21 protein-coding genes and 3 pseudogenes are annotated in these 23,420 nt (G+C 66.8%); 9 read left to right on the top strand and 15 right to left on the bottom strand.

What is annotated here, in order from left to right; translation table 11 throughout:
• Nucleotides 1-3: 3 nt before the first annotated feature.
• Nucleotides 4-552 (bottom strand): RidA family protein, encoded by a 549-nt coding sequence (locus tag ACNQFN_RS11920; protein WP_245650828.1) that lies wholly within the window; start codon nucleotides 550-552, stop codon nucleotides 4-6.
• Between ACNQFN_RS11920 and ACNQFN_RS11925 the strand changes: the two genes are divergently transcribed.
• Nucleotides 525-989 carry a LysR substrate-binding domain-containing protein gene (locus tag ACNQFN_RS11925; RefSeq protein ID WP_217999545.1) on the top strand — a complete coding sequence of 155 codons (465 nt, stop codon included), beginning with the start codon at nucleotides 525-527 and terminating at the stop codon, nucleotides 987-989. The two genes, ACNQFN_RS11920 and ACNQFN_RS11925, sit on opposite strands and share 28 nt — an antisense overlap.
• 136 nt (nucleotides 990-1,125) lie before the next feature.
• On the opposite strand, the gene ACNQFN_RS11930 is transcribed toward ACNQFN_RS11925, so the two are convergent.
• Nucleotides 1,126-3,909 carry an FAD-binding and (Fe-S)-binding domain-containing protein gene (locus ACNQFN_RS11930; protein ID WP_068635139.1) on the bottom strand — a complete coding sequence of 928 codons (2,784 nt, stop codon included), beginning with the start codon at nucleotides 3,907-3,909 and terminating at the stop codon, nucleotides 1,126-1,128.
• A 99-nt stretch (nucleotides 3,910-4,008) separates the two neighbouring features.
• Nucleotides 4,009-4,887, bottom strand: coding sequence for a tellurite resistance TerB family protein (locus ACNQFN_RS11935; RefSeq protein WP_068635138.1), 879 nt, complete (start codon nucleotides 4,885-4,887; stop codon nucleotides 4,009-4,011).
• A gap of 156 nt (nucleotides 4,888-5,043) precedes the next feature.
• Between ACNQFN_RS11935 and thrC the strand changes: the two genes are divergently transcribed.
• The 3 genes and pseudogenes from thrC (at nucleotide 5,044) to ACNQFN_RS11950 (ending at nucleotide 7,094) form a co-directional block, all read left to right on the top strand.
• Complete coding sequence (gene thrC / locus ACNQFN_RS11940; RefSeq protein ID WP_418646605.1) at nucleotides 5,044-6,492, top strand: threonine synthase; 1,449 nt, start codon at nucleotides 5,044-5,046, stop codon at nucleotides 6,490-6,492.
• Nucleotides 6,493-6,537: 45 nt separating this feature from the next.
• Nucleotides 6,538-6,651 (top strand): annotated as a pseudogene (locus ACNQFN_RS11945) (hypothetical protein); the annotation flags it as partial.
• A 125-nt stretch (nucleotides 6,652-6,776) separates the two neighbouring features.
• On the top strand, nucleotides 6,777-7,094 hold the full coding sequence (locus ACNQFN_RS11950) for a PD-(D/E)XK nuclease domain-containing protein (RefSeq protein WP_281178400.1): 318 nt from the start codon (nucleotides 6,777-6,779) through the stop codon (nucleotides 7,092-7,094).
• Between the two features lie 16 nt (nucleotides 7,095-7,110).
• Here ACNQFN_RS11950 and ACNQFN_RS11955 read toward each other — a convergent pair whose 3' ends face one another.
• The 3 genes from ACNQFN_RS11955 to ACNQFN_RS11965 form a co-directional block, all read right to left on the bottom strand.
• Nucleotides 7,111-7,683 (bottom strand): DUF2946 family protein, encoded by a 573-nt coding sequence (locus ACNQFN_RS11955; RefSeq protein WP_068635136.1) that lies wholly within the window; start codon nucleotides 7,681-7,683, stop codon nucleotides 7,111-7,113.
• 10 nt (nucleotides 7,684-7,693) lie between these two features.
• The gene (gene nadC, locus ACNQFN_RS11960; RefSeq protein WP_068635135.1) at nucleotides 7,694-8,545 is read right to left on the bottom strand and encodes a carboxylating nicotinate-nucleotide diphosphorylase; all 852 of its coding nucleotides are present in this window, start codon (nucleotides 8,543-8,545) and stop codon (nucleotides 7,694-7,696) included.
• An 81-nt stretch (nucleotides 8,546-8,626) separates the two neighbouring features.
• The gene (locus ACNQFN_RS11965) at nucleotides 8,627-10,183 is read right to left on the bottom strand and encodes an NAD(P)H-hydrate dehydratase (protein ID WP_418646606.1); all 1,557 of its coding nucleotides are present in this window, start codon (nucleotides 10,181-10,183) and stop codon (nucleotides 8,627-8,629) included.
• A gap of 200 nt (nucleotides 10,184-10,383) precedes the next feature.
• On the opposite strand from ACNQFN_RS11965, the gene ACNQFN_RS11970 reads away from it, so the two are divergent.
• Complete coding sequence (locus tag ACNQFN_RS11970; RefSeq protein ID WP_245650836.1) at nucleotides 10,384-10,539, top strand: hypothetical protein; 156 nt, start codon at nucleotides 10,384-10,386, stop codon at nucleotides 10,537-10,539.
• Nucleotides 10,540-10,672: 133 nt separating this feature from the next.
• On the opposite strand, the pseudogene ACNQFN_RS11975 reads toward ACNQFN_RS11970, so the two are convergent.
• From ACNQFN_RS11975 to ACNQFN_RS11985, 3 genes and pseudogenes are all read right to left on the bottom strand, one after another.
• A pseudogene (locus ACNQFN_RS11975) lies at nucleotides 10,673-11,434 on the bottom strand (TonB-dependent receptor plug domain-containing protein); the annotation flags it as partial.
• A 124-nt stretch (nucleotides 11,435-11,558) separates the two neighbouring features.
• Nucleotides 11,559-12,245 carry a FecR family protein gene (locus ACNQFN_RS11980; RefSeq protein ID WP_068635131.1) on the bottom strand — a complete coding sequence of 229 codons (687 nt, stop codon included), beginning with the start codon at nucleotides 12,243-12,245 and terminating at the stop codon, nucleotides 11,559-11,561.
• 149 nt (nucleotides 12,246-12,394) lie between these two features.
• A pseudogene (locus tag ACNQFN_RS11985) lies at nucleotides 12,395-12,808 on the bottom strand (sigma factor); the annotation flags it as partial.
• A 149-nt stretch (nucleotides 12,809-12,957) separates the two neighbouring features.
• Here ACNQFN_RS11985 and ACNQFN_RS11990 point away from each other — a divergent pair.
• Nucleotides 12,958-13,185 carry a CopG family transcriptional regulator gene (locus tag ACNQFN_RS11990; RefSeq protein ID WP_418646607.1) on the top strand — a complete coding sequence of 76 codons (228 nt, stop codon included), beginning with the start codon at nucleotides 12,958-12,960 and terminating at the stop codon, nucleotides 13,183-13,185.
• Complete coding sequence (locus ACNQFN_RS11995; protein ID WP_217999544.1) at nucleotides 13,157-13,594, top strand: type II toxin-antitoxin system VapC family toxin; 438 nt, start codon at nucleotides 13,157-13,159, stop codon at nucleotides 13,592-13,594. The genes ACNQFN_RS11990 and ACNQFN_RS11995 overlap by 29 nt, the downstream gene beginning before the upstream one ends.
• A gap of 155 nt (nucleotides 13,595-13,749) precedes the next feature.
• Here the strand turns inward: ACNQFN_RS11995 and ACNQFN_RS12000 are convergent, their stop codons facing one another.
• From ACNQFN_RS12000 to ACNQFN_RS12025, 6 genes are all read right to left on the bottom strand, one after another.
• Nucleotides 13,750-14,025 carry a hypothetical protein gene (locus ACNQFN_RS12000; RefSeq protein WP_418646608.1) on the bottom strand — a complete coding sequence of 92 codons (276 nt, stop codon included), beginning with the start codon at nucleotides 14,023-14,025 and terminating at the stop codon, nucleotides 13,750-13,752.
• A gap of 305 nt (nucleotides 14,026-14,330) precedes the next feature.
• Entirely contained in the window at nucleotides 14,331-15,713 is a 1,383-nt protein-coding gene (gene fumC / locus ACNQFN_RS12005) for a class II fumarate hydratase (RefSeq protein WP_068635127.1), read from the bottom strand.
• 79 nt (nucleotides 15,714-15,792) lie between these two features.
• Nucleotides 15,793-16,173, bottom strand: coding sequence for a hypothetical protein (locus ACNQFN_RS12010; protein WP_068635126.1), 381 nt, complete (start codon nucleotides 16,171-16,173; stop codon nucleotides 15,793-15,795).
• A gap of 99 nt (nucleotides 16,174-16,272) precedes the next feature.
• Nucleotides 16,273-17,811 carry a SpoVR family protein gene (locus tag ACNQFN_RS12015; RefSeq protein WP_068635125.1) on the bottom strand — a complete coding sequence of 513 codons (1,539 nt, stop codon included), beginning with the start codon at nucleotides 17,809-17,811 and terminating at the stop codon, nucleotides 16,273-16,275.
• Nucleotides 17,808-19,091, bottom strand: coding sequence for a YeaH/YhbH family protein (locus tag ACNQFN_RS12020; protein ID WP_418646609.1), 1,284 nt, complete (start codon nucleotides 19,089-19,091; stop codon nucleotides 17,808-17,810). Before ACNQFN_RS12020 ends, ACNQFN_RS12015 begins: the two co-directional genes overlap by 4 nt.
• 68 nt (nucleotides 19,092-19,159) lie before the next feature.
• Complete coding sequence (locus ACNQFN_RS12025) at nucleotides 19,160-21,082, bottom strand: PrkA family serine protein kinase (RefSeq protein ID WP_068635123.1); 1,923 nt, start codon at nucleotides 21,080-21,082, stop codon at nucleotides 19,160-19,162.
• A gap of 371 nt (nucleotides 21,083-21,453) precedes the next feature.
• On the opposite strand from ACNQFN_RS12025, the gene tig reads away from it, so the two are divergent.
• Nucleotides 21,454-22,758: a trigger factor gene (gene tig, locus ACNQFN_RS12030; protein WP_068635122.1), complete on the top strand. Its 1,305-nt coding sequence runs from the start codon at nucleotides 21,454-21,456 to the stop codon at nucleotides 22,756-22,758.
• 20 nt (nucleotides 22,759-22,778) lie between these two features.
• On the top strand, nucleotides 22,779-23,417 hold the full coding sequence (gene clpP, locus ACNQFN_RS12035; protein WP_068635121.1) for an ATP-dependent Clp endopeptidase proteolytic subunit ClpP: 639 nt from the start codon (nucleotides 22,779-22,781) through the stop codon (nucleotides 23,415-23,417).
• Nucleotides 23,418-23,420 lie beyond the last annotated feature (3 nt).

The raw sequence follows: 23,420 nt of genomic DNA on the forward strand, positions 1-23,420 counted from the left end.
AAATCAGGCATCCGGCGGCAGCACAGCAATCGCATCCATCTCGACCAGTACATTGGGGTGGAACAGCTCTGCCGCGCCGATCAATGTACTGGCGGGAGGCCGTTCCTGGTCGATGAAGCGGTCTCGTGCGCGGCGGATGGCGGGCAGTTGATCCGCCTGGAAATCGCGCACATAAATCGTGATACGCGCCAGTTGGCGAGGTGTTGCGCCTGCCGCTTCCAGCGTTGCGCTCAGGTTCTTGAATACCTGGTCCAGTTGGCTTTCAAGGTCTGGCGGAAGAACTGCGCCGCCCGCATCCATTGGCACGTGCCCGGACAGGAACATCATCCTGCCGCTCTCAACGACGACGGCAGAGGAAATGCCGGGGATAACGGCGCCCGCAGGATTGACGGGCCGAAGCATGGTGCTTGCGGAGGGCATGGCGGATTCCTCCTGTGCGGAAAGTGCGGGATTGGCCAGGGCATTGGCGCTGAGCAGAAGCGCTGCCGACAGCATGGAAAAGCGATGAGGTTTCATGAAGAGCGGTGCGCCCGCCATCAGGAGCGGCAACAATCGGCTGTGCTGCTCATCGCATCGGCCTCCCTCATGCGCCGGTTGCCGGTCCGGCCCAGCAGGCAAACAACACCGTTATTCGTGAACCGGCCGATTGCCTGAGGTGGCCGTTGCTCCAGGACGCTGACCGTGCGGACTGGCCGCTGTGGCTGGCGGCGCATGGCGTGCCCGACGACCCGCGCGCCGAACGCGGCACGGCATTCGAGGACGACTACCTGCTGATCCGGGCGGCCGTGGCCGGTCAAGGGCTCGCCCTGGTGCCGCAGGAATACGCCTGCGATGAAATCGCTGCCGGGCGTCTGGTACAAGTGCTGGACAAGCCTTGGCCGGCGCGCTTCGCGTATTACCTGGTCACGCTGCCGGATGCCATGCAGCGCCCGGAAGTCCAGGCGTTTGCGGAATGGATCAGGGAAGAAGTGCAGCAGGCTCTGGCCTGAACCAGGGCAACGCCCGTGGTGATGGGACCGTGGTACAGGACGGTGCCCTTGTGCGCCAGATGACCGATCGCGACTTCGATGTCCGGTACGAAGCGGACGATGGATTCGATGGTTCGCAGCATGGCGGGAGAGGCGTTCAGCAAGATGCCTGCCGCATCGCCTCGCGGCTGCATTCGTCCAGCAGATGGACGATGGAGCGGTAGGGCAGGCCGGTGGCGGCGGTGAGGCCGATTTCGCAGGTCTGGTTGCTGGAATAGCCGCCGCAGCAGCCGGCCGGGATGTCGGCGGCCAGCTTGCGCAGTGCGTGGGCGTTGAGTTCGGGCACGACGAAGCCGCGGTCGCCGCCGAAGCCGCAGCATTTGACTTCCGCCGGCAGCGTCACCTGTTCGGCACAGGCGCGCGCGAGCTGGGTGAGCTTGCGTTCGAAACCCATGCGGCGCGCGCTGCAGTTCAGGTGGACCAGCACCGGCTCGGCCTTCTTCGCCAGCATCAGGCGCGGCAGCAAGGCGTCGTGGGCGAATTCGACCAGGTCGTAAATCGGCAGGCGTTCGGCGAGGAAGGTTTTCATGCGCAGCGAGCAGGCGCTGGCGTCGAGCACGATGGGGTGGCGGCCGTCTTCGCTGGCGTGGCGCAGCACGGCTTCGAGTTCGGCGGACTTGCGGTCGGCATCAGCGGGCATGCCCTTGCTGGCGAAGGACTGGCCGCAGCACAGCGCATCGACGCCTTCGGGCACGACGGGGGCGTAGCCGGCGCGTTCGAGCACGCGGATGACCGTGGCCGACAGCGCATTCTCGGGCGTGTCGGCACCGAACATGCGGCCGGCGCAGGTCGGGAAATAGACCACCTTGTCGCCGCTGGCGGCGGGGTTGACGCGGCCCGCCGGCTGGGGGCGCGGCATGCCGGCCTTCCACGCGCCGCCGGTGAGGCGGGCGAGCAGCGGCGTGCCGAGCACCGATTCGGCGACGTGGCCGGCTTTCAATGCGCTGCGGGCCAGTGCCTGGGTGGCGCCGAAGTTGTTGGCGGCGACGCGGCCGAGCGTGCGTGCGACCGACGACAGGTTTTCGCCGCGCACTGCGCGCGTCAGCGCGCCGGTTTCGATGCCGACCGGACAGGCGGTGGCGCACAGGCCGCAGGTGGCACAGGTGTCCAGACCCATGTAGAGATAGTCGTGGCCGAGTTCGCCGGGCGCTTCGCCCGCCGCCTTGCGCCGCGACAGTTCGCGCCAGCCGACGATGCGCTGGCGGGGCGACAGCGTGAGGCCGTGCGACGGGCATTGCGGTTCGCAGAAGCCGCATTCGATGCAGCGGTCCACCGGCGCGTACAGCTCGCCGGCGGCGGGCATCGGCTTGAGGTGCTTCAGGTGGGCCTCGGCATCGTCGTTGATGATGACGCCGGGGTTGAGTAGTTCTTCCGGATCGAACAGGCGCTTGATTTCCTTCATCAGCGCATAGGCCTGTGCGCCCCATTCCAGCTCGACGAAGGGCGCCATGTTGCGCCCGGTGCCGTGCTCGGCCTTCAGCGAGGCATCGTACTTCTCCACCAGCACGGTGCACAGTTCGTCCATGAAGGCGGCGTAGCGGGCGACTTCCGACTCGATGCCGAAATCCTGCGTGAACACGAAATGGACGTTGCCTTCCAGCGCATGGCCGAAGATGATCGCCTCGTGGTAGCCATGCTTGGCGAACAGGTGCTGCAGGTCGAGGCAACAGGCGGCCAGGTCGGGTACTGCCACCGCGACGTCCTCGATGATGACCGTGGTGCCCGGCTTGCGCACCGCGCCCACCGCCGGGAAAGTGCCCTTGCGCACGTTCCACAGGCGCTCGATCTCGGCGGCGTCGGTGGTGAAGGCCGGCGCTTCGAGCAGCGGGTGGCGGGCCAGCTCGGCGAGCACCGCTGCCATCCGCTCGGACAGCGCGGCGGCCGACGGAGCGCGCGTCTCGATCAGCAGCGCGGTGGCGCCATCGGCCAGTTCGCGCAGCAGCGGCGGCATGCCCGGTTTGTCGGCCACCGAGCGCAAGGATGCGCGGTCGAGCAGTTCGACCGCATCCACCGGCGCGGACTTCAGCCCGGCCACCGCGCGGCAGGCGCTTTCCATGTCGGGGAAGAACACCAGCGCGCTGGCCTTGTTGGCGTATTCCGGCACGGTGCGGTAGGTGACGCGGGAGATGAAGCCGAGCGTGCCTTCCGAGCCGATCATCAGGTGGGCGAGGATGTCCACCGGGTCGTCGAAATCGACCAGGGCGTTGAGGCTGTAGCCGGTGGTGTTCTTGATCTTGTACTTGCTGCGGATGCGCGCGTACAGCGCCTCGTCGGCCTTGATGCCGGCGGACAGCCCGGCCAGGCGGTCGAGCAGGGCGGCGTGGCTGGCGCGGAAGGCGGCCACGCTGGCGGCGTCGGCGGTGTCGAGCAGGCTGCCGTCGGCCAGCAGCACGCGGATCGCCGCCAGCGTGTTGTAGCTGTTCTGCGCCGTGCCGCAGCACATGCCGCTGCTGTTGTTGGCGGCGATGCCGCCGATCTTGGCGGCGTTGATCGATGCCGGGTCGGGGCCGATCTTGAGCCCCAGCGGCGCCAGCCGGCGGTTGACCTCGGCACCGATGATGGCCGGCCCCACTTCCACCGTGGCGCCGTCGGCGGCGATACGGCAGCTCGCCAGCCCTTCGCCGAGCAGCACCAGCACGCCATCGGTCACCGCCTGGCCGCACAGGCTGGTGCCGGCCGCGCGGAAGGTCACCGGGCGCTGGTGGCTGCGAGCGAGCGCGATCACGTCGCGGACGTCGTCCTCGCTGTCGACGACGGCGACGACCTCCGGAATCAGGCGGTAGAAGCTGCCGTCCGTGCCGTAGGCAAGGCGACGCAGTTCGTCGGTGATGACGCGCTCGGCGGGCAGCCGGCGGCGGAGAGCTTCGATCAGTGCGGACATGGAGAGTCGTCCCGGCAAAAAGGTAGGAACAACCGGGCGCGATGCCCTTGTGCGCTCATCGGCAGGGCATCGCGCTCGTGATGGCGTCGGGCGTCTTGCTCAGGCCACGCCAGTGAGCTGGTGCAGGCGGGCGACGGTGTCGGCATCCAGTCCCAGTCCGCGCGCGAGCTGGCGCAGGTAGGCCAGTTCGGCTTCGGTGTCGAGGTCGATCGCCAGCAGCGAAGCACCGTAGACCTGTGCCGCGACCGCCTGGCTGGGCACGGCGGCGATCAGCGACTCCAGATCCAGCGGGCGGCGCAGCTCGGCGACGACGAACTGCTTTTCTTCCGCCGTGACGCCGTCTTCGCCGATCTTGCCGACGATGCGCTGGATTTCGCTTTCGTCCACCTCGCCATCGGCCTTGGCCGCCGCAATCATCGCGCGCAGCACGAGCTGCTCGGTCTCGGGCGAAGTCATCGCCGCCAGTTGGGCCGGCTCGATCTGGCCGGGCGCTATCGCCGCCTGGGCACCGCTGAAGCCGGCCGCAGCAGTGCGCGAACCCTGCCAGTTCTTCAGCGCCGCCATCGCCAGCGTGGCGAGGATGGCCATGCCGGTGCCGCCGAGCGGATTGCCCGAACCGGCGCGGCTGGCGCCGCTGCTTCCGCCGCCCAGCATGCCGCCGAGCACGTCACCGAGGCCGCCTCCCGCACTGCGGCCGCTGGCGCCACCGCCCAGCAGGCCGCCGAGCAGATCACCCAAGTTGCCGGCACCGCTCCTGGCCGAGCCCTGGCCGCCGAGAACGCTGCCCAGTACGTCCGCCAGGCCGCCACCTGCGCTGCCGCGGCCACCGCCGCCCGCGCCCAGAACCGTGCCGAGCAGGTCGCCCAGGCCGCCGACGCCGCCCAGCCCCGAAGAGCCGAGCGTGTGATCCAGCCGCGAACGGCTCTGGCTGGCCATGCCTTGCTGCAGGATCTGGCCGATGATGTTGCCGAAACTCATGGTGTTCTCCGGTTTTTGTCGTGGGGCGGAGGAATTGTAGCCGCCTGCCGGCCCTGGAACGGTATGTCGGCTGCCGCGCCATTCGTTAAAATCGCGCATTAGCACCCGGACACTTCGTCCGGCCCGATTCCAGCCCAGTCTCCGAGGACTTCCTCCGTGAAATACATCTCCACCCGAGGCCATGCCGGCCAGCCCGCCAATCCCGAGTTCTGCGACATCCTGCTCGGCGGCCTCGCACCCGATGGCGGGCTGTACCTGCCCGAAACCTATCCTCAGGTGACGCGCGCCGAACTCGATGCCTGGCGCAGCCTGTCCTACGCCGAGCTGGCCTTCGCCATCCTGTCGAAATTCATCACCGACATTCCGCCGGCGGACCTGAAGGCGATCTGCGACAAGACCTATACCGCCGAGGTGTACCGCCACGTGCGCGAGGGCGACCAGGCGAGTGACATCACGCCGGTGCACTGGCTGGAAGAAGGCAAGCTTGGCCTGCTGGAGCTGTCCAACGGCCCGACGCTGGCCTTCAAGGACATGGCGATGCAACTGCTCGGCAACCTGTTCGAGTACGTGCTGGCCAAGCGCGGCGAGACGATCAACATCCTCGGCGCCACCTCGGGCGACACCGGCTCGGCGGCGGAATACGCGATGCGCGGCAAGCGCGGCGTGCGCGTGTTCATGCTGTCGCCGCACGGCAAGATGAGCGCCTTCCAGCGCGCGCAGATGTATTCGCTGCAGGACGACAACATCTTCAACATCGCCGTCACCGGCATGTTCGACGACGCCCAGGACATCGTGAAGGCGGTGTCGAACGACCATGCCTTCAAGGCCGAGCACAAGATCGGTGCGGTCAACTCGATCAACTGGGCGCGTGTCGCGGCGCAGATCGTCTATTACTTCAAGGGCTATTTCGCCGCGACCGGGAGCAATGACGAGCAGGTCGCGTTCTGCGTGCCCTCGGGCAACTTCGGCAACATCTGCGCCGGCCACATCGCCCGCCAGATGGGCCTGCCGGTGGCGAAGCTGATCCTCGCCACCAACGAGAACGACGTGCTCGACGAATTCTTCCGCACCGGCGTCTACCGTCCGCGCAAGGCCGCCGAGACCCACGTCACCTCCAGCCCGTCGATGGACATCTCCAAGGCGTCCAACTTCGAGCGCTTCGTCTTCGACCTGGTCGGGCGCGAGCCGCAGAAGGTCGCCGCGCTGTGGGCGGAAGTCGATGCCGGCCGCGCTTTCGATCTGTCCGCATCGCCGGAATTCGCCCGCATCGCCGGCTTCGGCTTCGTGTCGGGCGCCAGCAGCCACGCCGACCGGCTGGCGACCATCCGCAAGGTGTTCGAGCAGTACGGCGTGATGATCGACACCCACACCGCCGACGCCGTCAAGGTGGCCTGGGCGCGCGCCGCCGAAGTGCCGACCGGCGTGCCGGTGCTGGTGCTGGAAACCGCGCTGCCGGTCAAGTTCGCCGAAACCATCGTAGAGGCGCTGGGCCGCGAGCCCGAGTGTCCGTCCGACCTCGAAGGCATCGAGAAGCTGCCGCAGCGCGTCGAGGTGATGGCGCCGGACGTGGATGCGGTGAAGCGCTTCATCGCCGAGCGCGTCTGAGGCGGCGTGCCTTGCCGGATGGGGTGTGACCGGCAAGGCCGTACAATGGCGGCCGAGACGGAATCCGCGAGCGCAGCCCATGAACCGCAAGAAACTGCCGATCGGCTCCAGACCTTCCGCGAAATCCGGGAGGAGGGCCATTATTACGTCGACAAGACCACGTTCGCGCTGCGCCTGATCGACGAGGGCAAGCACTACTTTCTCTCCCCCCGCGCCGTTTCGGCAAGAGCCTGTTCACTGCCTTCTTTGCCGGCATCCCGGCCGACTGGCACCGCAGGAACCCCATCGCCAACTACGAGGGCTACTGTGCCAGCGTGTTCTACGCCTATTTCGCCGCGCTCGGCCTGGATGTGGTGCCCGAAGAGGCCAGCCATGCCGGGCGACTGGACATGGCGGTGCGCTTCAACGGGCAGGTGTATCTGTTCGAGTTCAAGGTCGTCGAGATCGAACCCGAAGGCCGTGCGCTGGAGCAGATCAAGGACAGGGGCTACGCCGACAAGTATCGCCTGGCCGGCCAGCCCATTCACCTGATCGGCGTCGAATTCAGCCGCGAGCAGCGCCGCGTGGTGGGTTTCGAGGTGGAGAGCATTGCCGGGGCGTAAGGAGGCGAGACGGGTTTCAGGCTGCTTCAGGCTGCGGGTCTGAAGTGAAGCCGAGCCGGGAGGCGGCTGTTTCGCCGCTGCGGCCACCGTCCAGCGCCTGGAGCGGCATTCCGTGCCACTGCAGCTTCGCCCGGCTTTCACCCGCCACCAGCGCCAGCAGCGTATCGTCGTCCGCGGCCTTGCCCGCAGGGTCGCTCAAATCGGCCAGCAGCATCGCCAGATCGCGATCGTCCAGTGCAGCAGGGCCGGCGTCGGTGGCGAGGAACAACCGTCCTTCGGCGTCGAGCAGCAGCGGGCCGATCGCCGTGACGCTGCGCCCGGTGTGGGTGACGAAGCTGCCGTCAGGCTGCAGGCGCAGCACCCAGGGCGCGCTTTCCAGTGCGACGTACACCCGCTGCGGGCCGTTGTTCACCAGCCAGCGGCCTTCGGCGTCATGGGTGTAATGGGCGTTCAGGAAAGCGATCAGCCCGGGATGGGAGATCGTTTCGCCTTTCAGCCGCCAGCGGCCGCGGGCGTCGAGCGACAGCCAGCCGTAGCAGGCCGGCACCATCGGCCAGGGCGGCAGGGAAGCGCTGGCGCCGTCGGCCATCGGGCGGCGCTCAGGCCTGGGCCTCGACGTGGCGCAGCGAGAGGTCGAGCGCGCGCACGTCCTTGGTCAGGGTGCCGATCGAGATGCGGTCGACGCCGGTTTCGGCGATGGCGCGCACCCGCTCCAGGCTGACGCCGCCGGACGCTTCGAGCTCGGCGCGGCCGGCGTTGATCGTCACGGCTTCGCGCATGTCGTCCAGGCTCATGTTGTCGAGCAGCACCATCTTCACGCCCGCATCCAGCGCTTCCTCCAGTTCGTCGAGACTCTCGACCTCGACTTCGATGAAGACGTTCGACGGCGCGATGAGGCGCGCCTGCTCGACCACTTCACGGATGCCGCCGGCAGCGATGATGTGGTTTTCCTTGATCAGGATGCCGTCGTAGAGGCCGACGCGATGATTGGTGCCGCCGCCGATCGCGACCGCGTACTTCTGCGCCAGGCGCAGGCCGGGCAGCGTCTTGCGGGTGTCGACGATCCTGGCCTTGGTGCCGGCGACGGCATCGACGAAGCGGCGCGTCACCGTGGCCGTGCCGGACAGCAGTTGCAGGAAATTCAGCGCCGTGCGCTCCGCGGTCAGCAGCACCCGCGCGCGGGCGATGATGTCGCACAGCACGTCGCCGGCCTTGACCACGTCGCCGTCGCGGACGTGCCAGTCGACCACCGCCGCCGGGCTGAGCGCGGCGAAGGCGGCGTCGAACCAGGCGGTGCCGCAGATCACCGCGTCCTCGCGGGTGATGACGCGGCCGCGGGCCTCGGTGTCGGGGGCGATCAGGCGCGCCGTCAGGTCGCCGGTACCGATGTCTTCGGCCAGGGAGGCGGCGATGTTGCGCTGGATTTCGACGCGAAGCTGTTCAGAGAGCATGGCGGGTGAGCGGGCAGGTGGCAGGAGGCGCGATTCTAGCATCGCGCCCGGCGCGGACAGGTCGGGGTGGCGGCCCTGGGATCAGTGCTTGCCCAGCGTGATCAGCGGGCGCGAGTCGCGTTGAACGTCGCGGTTCGCATCCTGCTGGGCCTCGACGAGCCAGCCGTTGAAGACGCCGCGGGCGGCGACGATGGTTTCGCTGGCGCTCAGGCCAGCCGGGCCGATGCCTTCGCGCGCCAGGCGATCCGCTGCGGCGCCATGCAGGTGGACGGCCGTGATCAGTGCCGATTCGGCGGGCCAGCCCTGGGCGAGCAGGCCGGCGACGAGGCCGGTGAGCACGTCGCCCATGCCGGCGCTGGCCATGCCGGGGTGGCCGCTGGTGTTGATGAACCAGCGCCCGTCGGGCGCGGCGATGATCGAGCCGCAGCCTTTCAGCACGGCCAGCGCGTGGTAGCGGCGGGCGATGTCGAGCGCGGCCCGCAGGCGGTCGGACTGGACGGCCGCAGTGCCGATGCCCAGCATGCGGCCGGCTTCGGCCGGATGCGGCGTCAGCACGGTCGGCATCCTGCGTGCGGCAAGCTGGCTCTGCAGCGCGGCGTCGGTGCCGATCAGGTTCAGTGCGTCGGCGTCCAGCACCAGCGGAATGTCGCGGGCGAGGGCGGCGGCGAGCTGCGCGGCGGCATTCGCATCGATGCCCAGGCCCGGCCCGACGGCCAGCGCGCTCAGGCGCTCGGGCAGTTGTGTGGCGCGGCGCAGCATGAGTTCGGGGTGCGAGAAGTCGACCGCCGGGCCGTTGGGGTCGAGCAGGCCGACATAGACCCGGCCGGTGCCCAGCCATTGCGCCGCACGCCCGGCCAGCAGCGCCGCGCCGACCATGCCGGCATTGCCGCCGAGGATGCCGGCATCGCCGTACAGACCCTTGTGGCTGTTGCGCGGCCGGCGCACCAGCTGGTTGCGGAACAGCGCGGGCGTGATCGCATGGCCGACAGCGGGCAGCCAAGCCGGCGCGTCGATGTCCAGCCGCTGCACGCTGATGTCGCCGCAGTAGTCCGGGCCGTCGTTGGTCAGCAGGCCGGGCTTGAGCGAAATGAAGGTGGTCGTGTGGGTGGCGCGGAAGGCCGTGCCGAGCGGCTGGCCGGTGTCGGCGTCGAGGCCGCTGGGCACGTCGAGCGCCATGCGCGGTGAAGGCTGGGCGTTGAGGGTCTGGATCCAGCCCGCGTAGCGGCCTTCGATCTGGCGCTTCAGGCCGATGCCGAAGATGGCATCCACCACCAGCGCCCAGCCCTGTGCCGGCGCCGCCGGCAGGTCGGAAATGGTCTGGCCGCCCGCCGCGAGGTAGTCCGTGTAGGCCTTGGCGGCTTCGGCGGGCAGATTCTGGGCGTCGGCGGCGAAGGCGACCTGCACTTCGCGTCCGGCCTGGGCCAGCTGGCGGGCCATGACGAAGCCGTCGCCGCCGTTGTTGCCCGGCCCGCAGGCGATCAGGATCGGCCCCGGGCGGTCCATGACCAGGCGGACCGCGTCTTCGGCGGCGGCGCGGCCGGCGCGTTCCATCAGCGGCGGCCGCGCGCTGGGGATGAGCTTGCCTTCGATTTCACGGATGCCGGCGACGGGATAGATGGGTAGGGCGGACAGGAACATGATGGGCGCGCCGTCAGGTAAAGGCGAAATTGTAAGGCGCGCTGCGGTGCAGCGTGAATGTTCATCGAAGCTTCACTTGCAGGACGTACATTTTGCGGGGGCGCCTTGTGGGGCGCGATACGGTCATCGATCTTATTTTTTGCAATCCCGGGGGTTGCTTGATGTTGGGTGACACACGGCTCACGGTTCGGCTGCGCCAGATGCTGGAAAGGCACGAGCTGAAGTTCGTTTTCCAGCCGATAGTGGATCTGGCCAGGGCCGACCTCCTGGGCTACGAGGCGCTTCCTGCCCGGCAACATCCCGATCACCGAGCACATCGGCCACCAGCCGGCCGCGCACGGAGGCATCCTCGTTGAGCGCGCGCGAAACGTCCAGCCCCACGCCGTAGCGCGACCAGTTGCCCGCTTCGGCGCTGATGCTGGTCTGCGGTGCCTTCGTCGGGCGCTTGCGAATCATGTTGATGGTGGCCGAAGGATAGCCCAGACCGCTCATGATGCCGGTGGCGCCCTTGACGATTTCCACGCGGTCGTACATCGCGGTGTTTTGCAGGTAGTTGCTCATCGACGCGGAAACGGGCACGCCGTCGATCTGGAAGTTGGTGATGCTGGAGCCGCGTGACCAAAGCTGCGGGCCATCCGCGCCATGGTTGAACGGTTTGATGGTGATGCCCACGGCGGCCTCCAGCACGTCGCTCAGGCTGTTGAGCCTTTGGTCCTCCATGCGCTGGCGCGTCATCACCGTGACCGCCTGCGGCGTCTCCTGTGGCGTCAGGTTCAGGCGTGTGGAGCTGCTGGTGGACCAGGTGGTGTAGGAGCCCGTGCCCTCGGTGGTGGAGCCCGGTGCCTTGCCGGAAACAGTGACGGCTGGCAGCATCGCTTCCGGTGCCTGCGCTTCGGGGCTTGGCGCGATGCTGAAGCCGTTGCCGCCGCTGGCCCGGGCGCTCAGGCCGCTGCCGGCGAGCAGGCGGCTCAGGGCCTGTTCGACGCTCATCCGGCCGGACACGGCGGGAGCCTGGTGACCGCCGATCTGTGCGCCGGCGGCGAAGATCTGCGCGCCGGTCTGGCGCGACAGTTCGTTCAGCGCGCTGCCCAGCGGCTGGGCGGGCAGATCGATCTCGAAGCTGCGTTCCGCCTGTTGCGCGCTGGTCTGCGCATGGGCCGGCGCGGGTGGGCCGGCAAGCAGGGCGAAGGCGCCGCACAGGGCGGCGATGATGGGCAGCAGGCGGAAGCTGCTCGGCTTGCGGTGGGACATGTCGGCTCCTGTTCATGGACATGCGCGCTTCGACCAAAAAGCACGCTTCAGGGCAGGAGACGTTCGGGAGAGAAAAACGGAGACAGGAGACAGGTGGTTTCCAATTCGCCGCCGGGTTTCGGGCTCACCGCGCTGCCAGGCGGATGCTGCCATCGTCGAGCACTTCCACGCGCAACGGCAGGATGGCGGGCAGAGCCTGGACGAGGCTGCGCTGATCCTGGGCGCGGAAGCGGCCGGTCAGCCGCAGCGCGCCGGTGCGGTCATCGGCGAGGACGATGGGCTGTCGACGATAGGCGTTGATGGCGGGCAAGGCGTCGGCCAGCGGCGTGTCGTCGAAGAGCAGCCAGCCGTCGCGCCAGGCGGCGACCTGTCCGGGAGGGATGGGGCGGACTGCTTCGGGGCGGGCATCGCGCACGCTCAGCGCTTCGCCGCCGCGCAGGTCGATGGCAGGTGGGGCGAACACCGGCAGACGGGCGAGGCCTTCGCCACGCGGGGTGAAGCGGACCTGGCCGTGCTCGACGGCGATGTCCAGCGCGCCGCTCCGGTCGGCGATGTTGAAGGCGGTGCCGAGCACTTCGATGCGCCCCGCGCGCGTGTCCACGCGGAAGGGGCGGCCGATGTCGCGGGCGACGGCGAAATACGCTTCGCCTCCAGCCAGTTCGACGTGACGCGCAGCGCGGCTGAGGCTGGCCTGGAGCACGGTGCCGGGAGCGAGCTGGAGGCGGCTGCCGGGGGCGCCGCCAGGGCCGTCCGGCAATTCGGCAAGCAGGGTGTCGAAACCGTCGTTGTGGTACTGCCGTGCGAAATGCACGGTCTGCTCAGCTGATCGAAGTCTACGTAGCCGCCGGCCGGCTCGACGTACTCGGGCAGTTCCGCGAAGATACGGCTGCAATCGAGCGTGGCGCGGACCACGTGCTTGGCCACCGTGCTTTCCTGGATACCCAGCCGGGCGGCGATTTCGGCCCGGCTCATGCCGTAGGCGCGGAACAGGATGAACACCTCGCGCCGGGCGCGCGGCAGGCTCATCAACTGGGCGACGACCCGCTCGATGATCTGGCGCTGGGCGACCAGATGGTCGGATGCGGGTGCGGCCCGGTGCGCATGCGTCGCGCCGTGCTGCAAAGCCCAGCTGCTGGCGGTCTGCTGGCGGCGGTGATGGTCGATGCACAGATTGTGGGCGATGCGGAAAAGCAGGGCGCGGGGCGACTCGATGGCGACATCGAGCTTGCGCTGCAGGGTGAGCAGGAGCTGTTCGTAGGTGCTCTGGGCAATGTCGTCGGCGTCTGCGCCATTGCCCAGCTTGCGAGCCAGAAAGCAGCGCAGTTCGCGATAATGCGTGAGGACGTCGGCAATGGAGGGGGCTGGGGACGGCACGTGAGGGGCGCTGGACAGGCGACATGTTAATGATAATTCTTATCATTGCATGGGGGTTTGATCCTGTCGGCAGCCTTGCCGGCTGAATGGCTTGCCTTCCCTGCTTGAGCACATACAATTCCACATATATGCAGACCGTGGAGATCGCCATGTCCCAGATCACTCTATATATCGATGACGCTACGGAGGCGCTGCTCGTCCAGGCCGCGCAGGCGAGCGGCATGTCCAAGAGCCGTTGGGTGGCGGAACTCATCCGCCAGCACGCACACGACACCTGGCCGGCCGAATGCATTGCGCTGGCCGGGGCGTTTCCCGATTTCCCGCTACGCGAGGAATTGCCGCCACCGGGTGAAGACCTGGCCCGAATCAGGTTTTGACCCGATGCTGGTTCTGGACAGCAACACCATCAGTTACTACTTTCGGGGCGATGCTCAGGTGGTGCCGCGCCTGCAGGCGTTACCGCCATCCGAGGTGGGTGTGCCCGCCATCGTGGTCTACGAACTGCGCTATGGCCTGATGCGCCTGCCCGTCGAAGCTGCACGGCCGCGCATCGAGGCACTGGACAAGTTGCTGCTGCCATTGCAGGTGCTGGCTTTCGATGCCGTCTGCGCAGAACAGGCCGCCGCCATCCGCTGTGCGCTGGAGAGGCAAGGCACGCCGATCGGCGCCCATGACGTGCTCATCGCGGCCACGGCATTGCGCCATCGGGCGAGGCTGGTGACGCGCAATGAGCGGGAGTTCGCCCGTGTGCCGGGCTTGCAGGTGGAAAACTGGCACGCCGAATGATCGGTTCGCGGATACCCGGCATTTCCAGCTGCGCCTGCCCGACTCCCTGCACGAAGGTGCCCGATGCTCCGTCCATGCCCGGCGACGAGTCGCCCGGTGGCGAAGCGGTTTGATCCCACGGGGCCGGGCGCGCGCAACCCGGCCCCGAGCCCGCATCAGAAATCTGCGCTCAGGGAGAAGGTGAGGGTGCGCGGTTCGCCGACCTCGCTGCCATTGTTCCAATAGCGCCTGTCGCCCGCGTTCTGGACTTCCAGGCGTGCGGTCAGCGGCCGGCCCGCCAGCGTGGTGGCGTAGCGTGCGCCGACGTCGAACAGCGTGAAGGCGGGCAGCCGGTCGGTGTTCATTTGATCGGCGTATCGGTGGTGTGTGTACTGGACGCTGCCCACCAGTGTCAGCCCCGGCAGCCAGCGCGTGTCGTACTCGACGCGCATCGAGCACGCCGAATCATTGCTCAGGTGGGTCTACTCCCATCCGTAACCCGCCCGCGTTCTCTGCAAGGTATTTGCAATTCCGCCCCAGCTCATCCAACAAAATCCATGGTCTTCCCGCCATTTATCTCGCCGGAGCCTGTGGATTTATCTCACTCGTTCTTACGCAGCGGGCCAGAAACGATGGTTGGAGCTGGCTGCGAAGTCGCTCCCGGGCTGGGGCGGCAGGCGCGGATGAAGCGGTAGTCGGTGTCCGAAGGTGTCGGCGGCCGGCGCGCATTTGCGGCCGGCCGTGCGGGTCTCCGGGCTCAGCCGACCATCTTCGCCGGGTCGATCCAGCGGTCGAAGTCTTCCGCCGAGACATGGCCCAGCGCCAGCGCGGCTTCGCGCAGGCTGCTGCCTTCCTTGTGCGCCTTCTTGGCGATCTGCGCGGCCTTGTCGTAGCCGATGTGCGGATTCAGCGCGGTGACCAGCATCAGCGAACGCTCGACCAGTTCGGTGATGCGGGCGCGGTTGGGCTCGATACCGGCGGCGCAGTGGTCGTTGAAGCTGTTCATGCCGTCGGCGAGCAGGCGCACACTCTGCAGGAAGTTGTGGATGACCATCGGGCGGAAGACGTTGAGCTCGAAGTTGCCCGAGGCGCCGCCGATGTTGATGGCGACGTCGTTGCCCATGACCTGCGCGGCGAGCATGGTCATCGCTTCGCTCTGGGTCGGATTGACCTTGCCCGGCATGATCGAGGAGCCGGGTTCGTTCTCCGGGATCGAGATTTCGCCCAGGCCGCTGCGCGGGCCGCTGGCGAGCCAGCGCACGTCGTTGGCGATCTTCATCAGGCTGGCGGCCAGGGTCTTGAGCGCACCGTGGGCGTACACCAGCCCGTCGCAGCTGGCCAGCGCCTCGAACTTGCTGGGCGCGGTGACGAATTCCTGCCCGCTGAGGCGGGCGATTTCGGCGGCCACGGCTTCGGCATAGCCCTTGGGGGCGTTGAGCCCGGTGCCGACCGCGGTGCCGCCCAGCGCCAGTTCGCTCAGGTGCGGCAGCGCGGCGCGCAGGTGGCGTTCGCCATGGGCCAGTTGTGCGGCCCAGCCGGAGATTTCCTGCCCCAGGGTGAGCGGCGTGGCGTCCTGCAGGTGGGTGCGGCCGATCTTGACGATGTCGGCGAAGGCGCGGGATTTTTCTTCCAGCGTGGCGCGCAGCCGGGCCAGCGCCGGCAGCAGTTTCCGGACCACCGCCAGCGTGGCGGCGACGTGCATCGCGGTGGGAAAGACGTCGTTGCTCGACTGGCTGCGGTTGACGTCGTCATTGGGGTGGACGAGGCGCTTCTCGCCGCGTTCGCCGCCCAGCAGTTCGCTGGCGCGGTTGGCGAGCACTTCGTTGACGTTCATGTTGGTCTGCGTGCCCGAGCCGGTCTGCCAGACGGCGAGCGGGAACTCGTCCGGGTGCTTGCCGGCGAGCACTTCGTCGGCGGCGGCGATGATGGCGTCGGCTTTTTCGGCGGGCAGCAGGCCCAGGCCATGGTTGACCCGCGCGGCGGCGCGCTTGACCAGCGCGAGGGCGTGGATGAGTTCGGTGGGCTGGCGCTCGGTAGAGATGGCGAAGTTGATCAGCGAGCGCTGGGTCTGCGCGCCCCACAGGCGGTCGGCGGGGACGTCGATCGGGCCGAAAGTGTCGTATTCCTGGCGTGTGCTCATGGAGGGGGCTCCTGTTGGTGAGGTGGAAGGCGGGCGCGTGCCGGCGGCGCCTCGAGTGGATGAGCTGGAGAAAGGCTTTTCAGGCAAAAGGCGAATCCGGGCCGTCGAGCTGCATGGACGGGGACAGGTCCAGGTTGGCGACGCGCCAGCGCAGCGCGGCCAGCCGCGCCTGTTGCTGCGGGGTGAGGGCGCAGCAGGCCAGTCGAGCCAGCGGTTGGTGCAGATGATCCAGGCACAGGTGGCGCCAGTGGCCGGGCAGGGCGCGGTCCGCGGCGGCACCGGCCAGCAGTTCGGCCGCGCGCCATGCGGCTTCCCAGGGCGACAGCCGCATGCGGCGTACCAGGGCGTCGGCTTCGGTGAGGTAGTGCGGAATCAGGCGCGGCTCGTCCGGCTGCAGTGCGCAGCGGATGCGGATCGCGGCCCAGAGCCAGCGCTGTTTGCGGTCGAGGTGAGGGGGCATGTGGCTGTCGCGCGATCATTTCAAATTAATGAGAATCATTGTTGTCAATGAGGCCGAGATAGACAAGCCCGGTGGCGAAAAGTCGCAAGCGGGCGCGCTTCAGCCGGTGTCGCCGACGCGGCGTTTGTCTCTGCGTATCTCGGTATGCAGTTCGACCTGGCCGTCTGCCCCGACCGTCTCCAGGCGGACGGTGAAGCCCCACAGGCGGGCCAGATGCTTCATGACTTCGCCGGTGGAGTCGCCCAGCGGGCGGCGGCTGTGCTGCTGGTGGCGCAGCGTCAGCGAGCGGTCGCCGCGCAGATCGACGCTCCAGACCTGGATGTTGGGTTCCCGCGCGCCGAGGTTGTAGTGGTCGGAGAGGACGTCGCGCACACGGCGGAAGCCTTCGTCGTCATGGATGGCCGATACCTTCAGCTTGTTCTCGCGATCGTCGTCGAGCACTGCGAACATGCGGAAGTTGCGCATGATCTTGGGCGACAGGTATTGCGCGATGAAGCTCTCGTCCTTGAAGTTGCGCATCGCGAAGTCGAAGGTTTCGAGCCAGTCGCTGCCGGCGATCTCCGGAAACCAGTGGCGGTCCTCGTCGTCAGGGTTTTCGCAGATGCGGCGGATGTCCTGCCACATCGCAAAACCCAGCGCATAGGGGTTGATGCCGTTGTACCAGGCAGCGTTGTACGGCGGCTGATACACCACGTTGGTGTGCGACTGCAGGAATTCGAGCATGAAGCTGTCGGCGAGCAGGCCCTCGTCGTACAGGTGGTTGAGCAGGGTGTAGTGCCAGAAGGTGGCCCAGCCTTCGTTCATGACCTGGGTCTGGCGCTGGGGGAAGAAGTACTGCGCGATCTTGCGCACGATGCGCACGATTTCGCGCTGCCAGGATTCGAGCAGCGGGGCGTTCTTCTCGATGAAGTAGAGCAGGTTCTCCTCGGGTTCGGGCGGGAAGCGGCCTGGCGATTCCGGGCGGGCATGGATGTCGTGTGCCGGCAGCGTGCGCCAGAGTTCATTGACCTGGCTCTGCAGGTAGCTCTCGCGTTCCTGCTGGCGGAGCTTTTCCTTGGCGAGCGAGAGTTTGGGTGGGCGCTTGTAGCGGTCCACGCCGAGGTTCATCAGCGCATGGCAGGCGTCGAGCAGGTTCTCGACCTCTTCCTCGCCATGGCGCTCTTCGCATTCGGTGATGTAATTCCGCGCGAAGATCAGGTAGTCGATGATCGCGTCGGCATTGGTCCAGGTGCGGAACAGGTAGTTGCCCTTGAAGAAGCTGTTGTGGCCGTAGGCGGCGTGGGCGATCACCAGGCCCTGCATCGTCAGGGTGTTTTCCTCCATCAGGTAGGCGATGCAGGGGTTGGAGTTGATGACGATTTCGTAGGCCAGCCCCATCTGGCCGCGGCGGTAGCCTTTCTCGGTGGCGAGGAAGTGCTTGCCGAAAGACCAGTGGTGGTAGTTCACCGGCATGCCGACCGAGGCGTAGGCGTCCATCATCTGTTCGGCGGTGATGATCTCGATCTGCACCGGATAGGTGTCGAGCCGGTAGTGGGCGGCGACGCGGGCGATCTCGGTGTGGTAGCGGTCGATGCTTTCGATCGACCATTCCGAGCCGCGCGGCAGGGGGTCGAGCTTGCGGGTGGCGGCGGTCGTCATAGGATCGTCTTCTTGAACAGTTCGCGGAACACCGGGTAGATGTCGGCCGGCGATTCGATTCGCTGCATGGCGAAGTGGGGCTGTTCGTCGGCGATGCGGGCGTATTCGCGCCACAGGTTCTGCGGCTCGCCGGCGGTGATCTCGATGTAGGCGAAGTATTGGCAGCTGGGCAGGATGTCGCGGCCGAGCAGCTGGCTGCACAGCGGCGAATCGTTGTCCCAGTTGTCGCCGTCCGAAGCCTGCGCGCCGTAGATGTTCCACTGGCCGTTGGCGTAGCGCTGGCGCAGGATGTCGCGCATCAGCAGCAGCGCGCTGGACACCACGGTGCCGCCGGACTCGCGCGAGTGGAAGAATTCGTCTTCGTCGACTTCCTTGGCCACGGTGTGATGGCGGATGAAGACGACTTCGATGTGTTCGTAGCTGCGCGTCAGGAACAGGTAGAGCAGCATGAAGAAGCGCTTGGCGGTGGATTTGCGTTCCTCGCTCATCGAGCCGGAGACGTCCATCAGGCAGAACATCACCGCCCGCGTGGTGGGGCAGGGCACGCGGATGCGGTTGTTGTAGCGCAGGTCGAAGCGCTCGATGAAGGGGATCTGCTCGATCTTCTCGCGCAGCCGCTCGATTTCCTCGCGCAGCGCACAGGCTTCCTCGCTGTCCTCGCAGGCTTGGTCGCCGTTGCAGTGGGCGAGGAGTTCGTCGAGCTGCTGCTGGAGTTCGCGCAGCTTGCCGGCGTAGGGCGAGCCGAGCGCGAGCCGGCGGCCGAGCGCGCTGCGCATCGAGCGGATGATGTTGATGTTCGCCGGCACGCCGTCGGCGGTGAAGCCGGCGCGCTGGGTCTTGTATTCGGTGACCTTGGCCAGCTGGGTGCGGACCAGGCGCGGCAGTTCGAGATCCTCGAAGAACAGATCGAGGAATTCCTCGCGCGAGAGCTGGAAGACGAAATCGTCCTCGTGCTCGCCTTCGTTGCTCGCCTTGCCCTGGCCGGAGCCGCCCGCGCCGCCGCCGAGCGGACGGTTGATGAGGTCGCCGGCGCTGAACTGGTCGTTGCCGGAGAAGACCTGTTCCCAGGTGCCGCCCCGGCCGTGATGCAGCGAAGGTTCGGACAGATCGCGCGCGGGAATGGCGACTTCCTCGCCGTTCTCCAGGTCGCGGATCGAGCGGCCCTCGATCGCGCCGGACACCGCCTTGCGGATCTGCTGCTTGAAGCGACGCATGAAGCGCTGGCGGTTGACCGCGCTCTTGTTCTTGCTGTCGAAGCGTCGATCGATGATGCGGACCATGCCTCCTCCTCGGGCCGAAGCCGGCAACGGTGCGCGCCATGTCGGGCGCGCACCTCATCCGCACGGATTCACGAAGACTTGCGTACGCGCAGATACCATTCGCACAGCAGGCGTACCTGCTTCTCGGTGTAGCCCTTCTCGATCATGCGGTCGACGAAGTCCTGGTGCTTCTTCTGCTCGTCGGCGCTGGCCTTGGTGTTGAAGCTGATCACCGGCAGCAGGTCCTCGGTGTTGGAGAACATCTTCTTCTCGATCACCGCGCGCAGCTTCTCGTAGGAGGTCCAGCTCGGGTTGCGGCCGTCGTTCTTGGCGCGGGCGCGCAGTACGAAGTTCACCACTTCGTTGCGGAAGTCCTTCGGGTTGCTGATGCCGGCCGGCTTCTCGATCTTCTCCAGTTCGTCGTTGAGCGCGGAGCGGTCGAGGATCTCGCCGGTGTTCGGATCGCGGAACTCCTGGTCCTGGATCCAGAAGTCGGCATAGGTCACGTAGCGGTCGAAGATGTTCTGGCCGTACTCGGAATAGCTTTCGAGATAGGCGGTCTGGATTTCCTTGCCGATGAATTCGGCGTAGCGCGGCGCCAGGTATTCCTTGATGTAGCCCATGTAGCGCGCTTCGGTCTCGGGCGGGAACTGCTCGGCCTCGATCTGCTGCTCGAGCACGTACATCAGGTGCACCGGGTTGGCGGCAACTTCGCGGTGGTCGAAGTTGAACACCTTGGACAGGGCCTTGAAGGCGAAGCGGGTGGAGAGCCCGGTCATGCCTTCGTCGACGCCGGCATAGTCGCGGTATTCGGGATAGCTCTTGGCCTTGGGGTCGGTGTCCTTGAGGTTCTCGCCGTCGTAGACGCGCATCTTGGAGAAGATGCTGGAGTTTTCAGGCTCCTTCAGCCGCGACAGCACCGAGAACTGGGCCATCATCTTCAGCGTGTCGGGCGCGCAGGGCGCTTCGGACAGCGAGCTGTGGGCCAGCAGCTTCTCGTAGATGCGGATTTCGTCCGACACCCGCAGGCAGTAGGGCACCTTGACCGTGTAGATGCGGTCGAGGAAGGCCTCGTTGTTGCGGTTGTTCTTGAACGCGACCCATTCGGACTCGTTCGAGTGCGCCATCACGATGCCGTCGAACGGGATCGCGCCGAAACCTTCGGTGCCCTTGTAGTTGCTTTCCTGGGTCGCGGTGAGCAGCGGGTGCAGGACCTTGATCGGCGCCTTGAACATCTCGACGAATTCGAGCAGGCCGCGGTTGGCCAGGCACAGGCCGCCGGAGTAGCTGTAGGCGTCGGGGTCGTCCTGCGAGTACTGCTCGAGCTTGCGGATGTCGACCTTGCCGACCAGCGAGGAGATGTCCTGGTTGTTCTCGTCGCCCGGCTCGGTCTTGGCGACCGCCGTCTGGCGCAGCACCGAAGGCATCAGCTTGACGACGCGGAACTTGGTGATGTCGCCGCCGAACTCGTGCAGGCGCTTGACCGCCCACGGGCTCATGATGGTGTCGAGATAGCGGCGCGGAATGTGGAAGTCGTCCTCGAGGATGCGGCCGTCTTCCTGGGCATCGAACAGGCCGAGCGGCGACTCGTGCACCGGCGAACCCTTGACCGCGTAGAAGGGGATCTTCTCGATCAGCGACTTCAGCTTTTCCGCCAGCGAGGACTTGCCGCCGCCGACCGGGCCGAGCAGGTAGAGGATCTGCTTCTTTTCCTCCAGCCCCTGCGCGGCGTGGCGGAAGTAGGAGACGATCTGCTCGATCGCCTCTTCCATGCCGTAGAAGTCGCGGAAGGCCGGATAGAGGCGGATGAGCTTGTTGGAGAAGATGCGCGAGCGGCGCGGGTCGAGGCGGGTGTCGACCAGTTCGGGCTCGCCGATCGCGGCCAGCATGCGCTCTGCGGCCGAAGCGTAGGCCATGCGGTCGCTGCGGCAGAGTTCGAGGTACTCCTGCAGCGACATTTCCTCTTCGCGCGATGCCTCGAAGCGGGCCTGGTAAGCATTGAAGATGGACATGGCAATCTCCCTGACGATCGATGCGAGGGGGGGCGTGCCTGACGATGATACGCGCCCTGTGTCCTGACACCTGCATCCAGTCGTATGACGGCGAGCACGGGTGCGCGCTCGCGCGGATGCCGGCTCTGTAGCATCAGAGGCCCCGCGCGGGTGCGAGTTCCGCGCCCGGATCACCTGTCTGCGGCGTTCGTGCGCGCTTTTCGTGCATGGCGTCACGGTCTCATCCAGTCCTCAAGCGTGACGCGGGCGCTGTGCTAGAATCCCGCTCTTCGTTCAACGCGTTTGCGCTGGCGGCGTGTGCGTGCGTCCTTGTCGAAGACGCATGCCGACGCCGGCGAGAACGGTTTTTTTGACTTCTCAGGATCGACCCAATGGAGCAGAACCAGGTAACCCCGAGCGCACTCGAGCGCCGTATCGACATCGCCGTTTCGCTGGCAGACATCGAAAAAGAGGTGGATGCCCGCCTCAAGCGCATGGCGCGTACGGTGAAGATGCCGGGGTTCCGCCCGGGCAAGGTGCCGATGAAGATCGTCGCCCAGACGCACGGCGGCCAGGCCCGCGGCGAAGCGGTCGGCGCGGCGGTCGAGAAGGCTTTCGGCGAGAAGGTGCGCGAGCAGAACCTGCGCGTGGCAGGGTATCCGAACATCGAGCCCAAGAACGGTGCCGCCGACGGCACGCTGGAATTCAGTGCCGTGTTCGAGATCTACCCGGAAGTCGCCATCGGTGATCTCGCCAGCCAGCAGATCGAACGTCCGGCCCTGGTGGTCGGCGATGCCGAGGTCGACAAGACGCTCGACGTGCTGCGCAAGCAGCGTACCTCCTTCACCGCGGCCGATCGTGCCGCCGCCGAGGGCGACCGCGTCGTGATCGACTTCACCGGCCGCAAGGACGGCGAAGTGTTCCAGGGCGGCCAGGCCGAGGACTTCCCCTTCGTGATCGGCGCCGGTGCGATGCTGAAGGACTTCGAGACCGCCGTGACCGGTCTGAAGGCGGGCGAGAGCAAGACTTTCGACATGAGCTTCCCGGACGACTACCATGCTGCCGAACTGGCCGGCAAGACCGTCCAGTTCGAGATCAAGGTCAAGCAGGTCGAAGGCCCGGTGCTGCCGGAGATCGATGCCGACTTCGCCCGCTCGCTGGGCGTGGCCGACGGTGACGTCGCCAAGCTGCGCGAAGAGGTCAAGGGCAATCTGGAGCGCGAGGTCAAGCGCCGCATCCAGGCCAAGGTCAAGGAACAGGTGATGAACGCGCTGATCGCCGTGACCCCGATCGAAGTGCCGAAGGCGCTGGTGCAGGGCGAGTCGCAGCAACTGGCCGAGAATGCCCGCCGCGACCTGGAAATGCGCGGCATGAAGACCAAGGACATCCCGGTCGATCCGTCGTGGTTCACCGAGCAGGCCGAGCGCCGCGTCCGCCTGGGCCTGATCATGGCCGAACTGGTCAAGGCCAACGAACTGCACGCCAAGCCCGAGCAGGTCCGCGCGCTGGTCGAGGAAATGGCGCAAAGCTACGAGGATCCGTCCGAGCTGGTACGCTGGTACTACGCCCAACCCGAGCGCCTGGCCCAGGCCGAGGCCGTGGTGATCGAGGACAATGTCGTCGCCTGGGTCAGCGAGAAGGCCCAGACCACCGACAAGGACGTGACTTTCGACGAACTGATGGGCAACGCGGCCTGAGTCCGCAAAGGGTCTGACCAATGATGCAAGGAACACCCCAGCACAGCAGCGACTGGAATCCGGTCGGTCTCGGCCTGGTTCCGATGGTGGTCGAACAGAGCGGTCGCGGCGAGCGCGCCTACGACATCTATTCGCGCCTTCTGAAGGAGCGGGTGGTGTTCCTGGTCGGGCCCGTCAATGACGTGACCGCCAACCTGATCGTCGCGCAGTTGCTATTCCTCGAATCCGAGAATCCGGACAAGGACATCTCGTTCTACATCAACTCGCCCGGCGGTTCGGTCACTGCCGGCATGGCGATCTACGACACCATGCAGTTCATCAAGCCGAACGTCAGCACGCTGTGCATCGGCCAGGCGGCAAGCATGGGCGCCTTTCTGCTGGCGGCGGGCGAGAAGGGCAAGCGCTTCATCCTGCCCAACTCGCGCGTCATGATCCACCAGCCGCTGGGCGGCTTCCAGGGCCAGGCCTCGGACATCGAGATCCACGCCCGCGAAATCCTCTACCTGCGTTCGCGCCTGAACGAGATGCTGTCCAAGCACACCGGCCAGCCGCTCGAGCGCATCGAGAAGGACACCGACCGCGACAACTTCATGTCAGCCGCGGCGGCGGTCGAGTACGGCCTGGTCGACAAGATCCTGACCAGCCGCGACGACACCTGATCC

The sequence above is a fragment of the Thauera butanivorans genome (genome assembly GCF_048398245.1).
Lineage (GTDB): Bacteria > Pseudomonadota > Gammaproteobacteria > Burkholderiales > Rhodocyclaceae > Thauera > Thauera butanivorans.

Bases quoted from the DNA above. Each gene is read 5' to 3' on its own strand.
- ACNQFN_RS12010 (WP_068635126.1), bottom strand. From the start codon at position 16,173: ATGCCCCCTCACCTCGACCGCAAACAGCGCTGGCTCTGGGCCGCGATC.
- ACNQFN_RS12015 (WP_068635125.1), bottom strand. From the start codon at position 17,811: ATGACGACCGCCGCCACCCGCAAGCTCGACCCCCTGCCGCGCGGCTCG.
- ACNQFN_RS12020 (WP_418646609.1), bottom strand. From the start codon at position 19,091: ATGGTCCGCATCATCGATCGACGCTTCGACAGCAAGAACAAGAGCGCG.
- fumC (WP_068635127.1), bottom strand. From the start codon at position 15,713: ATGAGCACACGCCAGGAATACGACACTTTCGGCCCGATCGACGTCCCC.
- ACNQFN_RS11935 (WP_068635138.1), bottom strand. From the start codon at position 4,887: ATGAGTTTCGGCAACATCATCGGCCAGATCCTGCAGCAAGGCATGGCC.
- ACNQFN_RS11990 (WP_418646607.1), top strand. From the start codon at position 12,958: ATGTCCCAGATCACTCTATATATCGATGACGCTACGGAGGCGCTGCTC.
- ACNQFN_RS11955 (WP_068635136.1), bottom strand. From the start codon at position 7,683: ATGGCCGACGGCGCCAGCGCTTCCCTGCCGCCCTGGCCGATGGTGCCG.
- ACNQFN_RS12025 (WP_068635123.1), bottom strand. From the start codon at position 21,082: ATGTCCATCTTCAATGCTTACCAGGCCCGCTTCGAGGCATCGCGCGAA.
- clpP (WP_068635121.1), top strand. From the start codon at position 22,779: ATGATGCAAGGAACACCCCAGCACAGCAGCGACTGGAATCCGGTCGGT.
- ACNQFN_RS12000 (WP_418646608.1), bottom strand. From the start codon at position 14,025: ATGCGCGTCGAGTACGACACGCGCTGGCTGCCGGGGCTGACACTGGTG.
- ACNQFN_RS11930 (WP_068635139.1), bottom strand. From the start codon at position 3,909: ATGTCCGCACTGATCGAAGCTCTCCGCCGCCGGCTGCCCGCCGAGCGC.
- ACNQFN_RS11970 (WP_245650836.1), top strand. From the start codon at position 10,384: ATGCTGGAAAGGCACGAGCTGAAGTTCGTTTTCCAGCCGATAGTGGAT.
- tig (WP_068635122.1), top strand. From the start codon at position 21,454: ATGGAGCAGAACCAGGTAACCCCGAGCGCACTCGAGCGCCGTATCGAC.
- nadC (WP_068635135.1), bottom strand. From the start codon at position 8,545: ATGCTCTCTGAACAGCTTCGCGTCGAAATCCAGCGCAACATCGCCGCC.
- ACNQFN_RS11965 (WP_418646606.1), bottom strand. From the start codon at position 10,183: ATGTTCCTGTCCGCCCTACCCATCTATCCCGTCGCCGGCATCCGTGAA.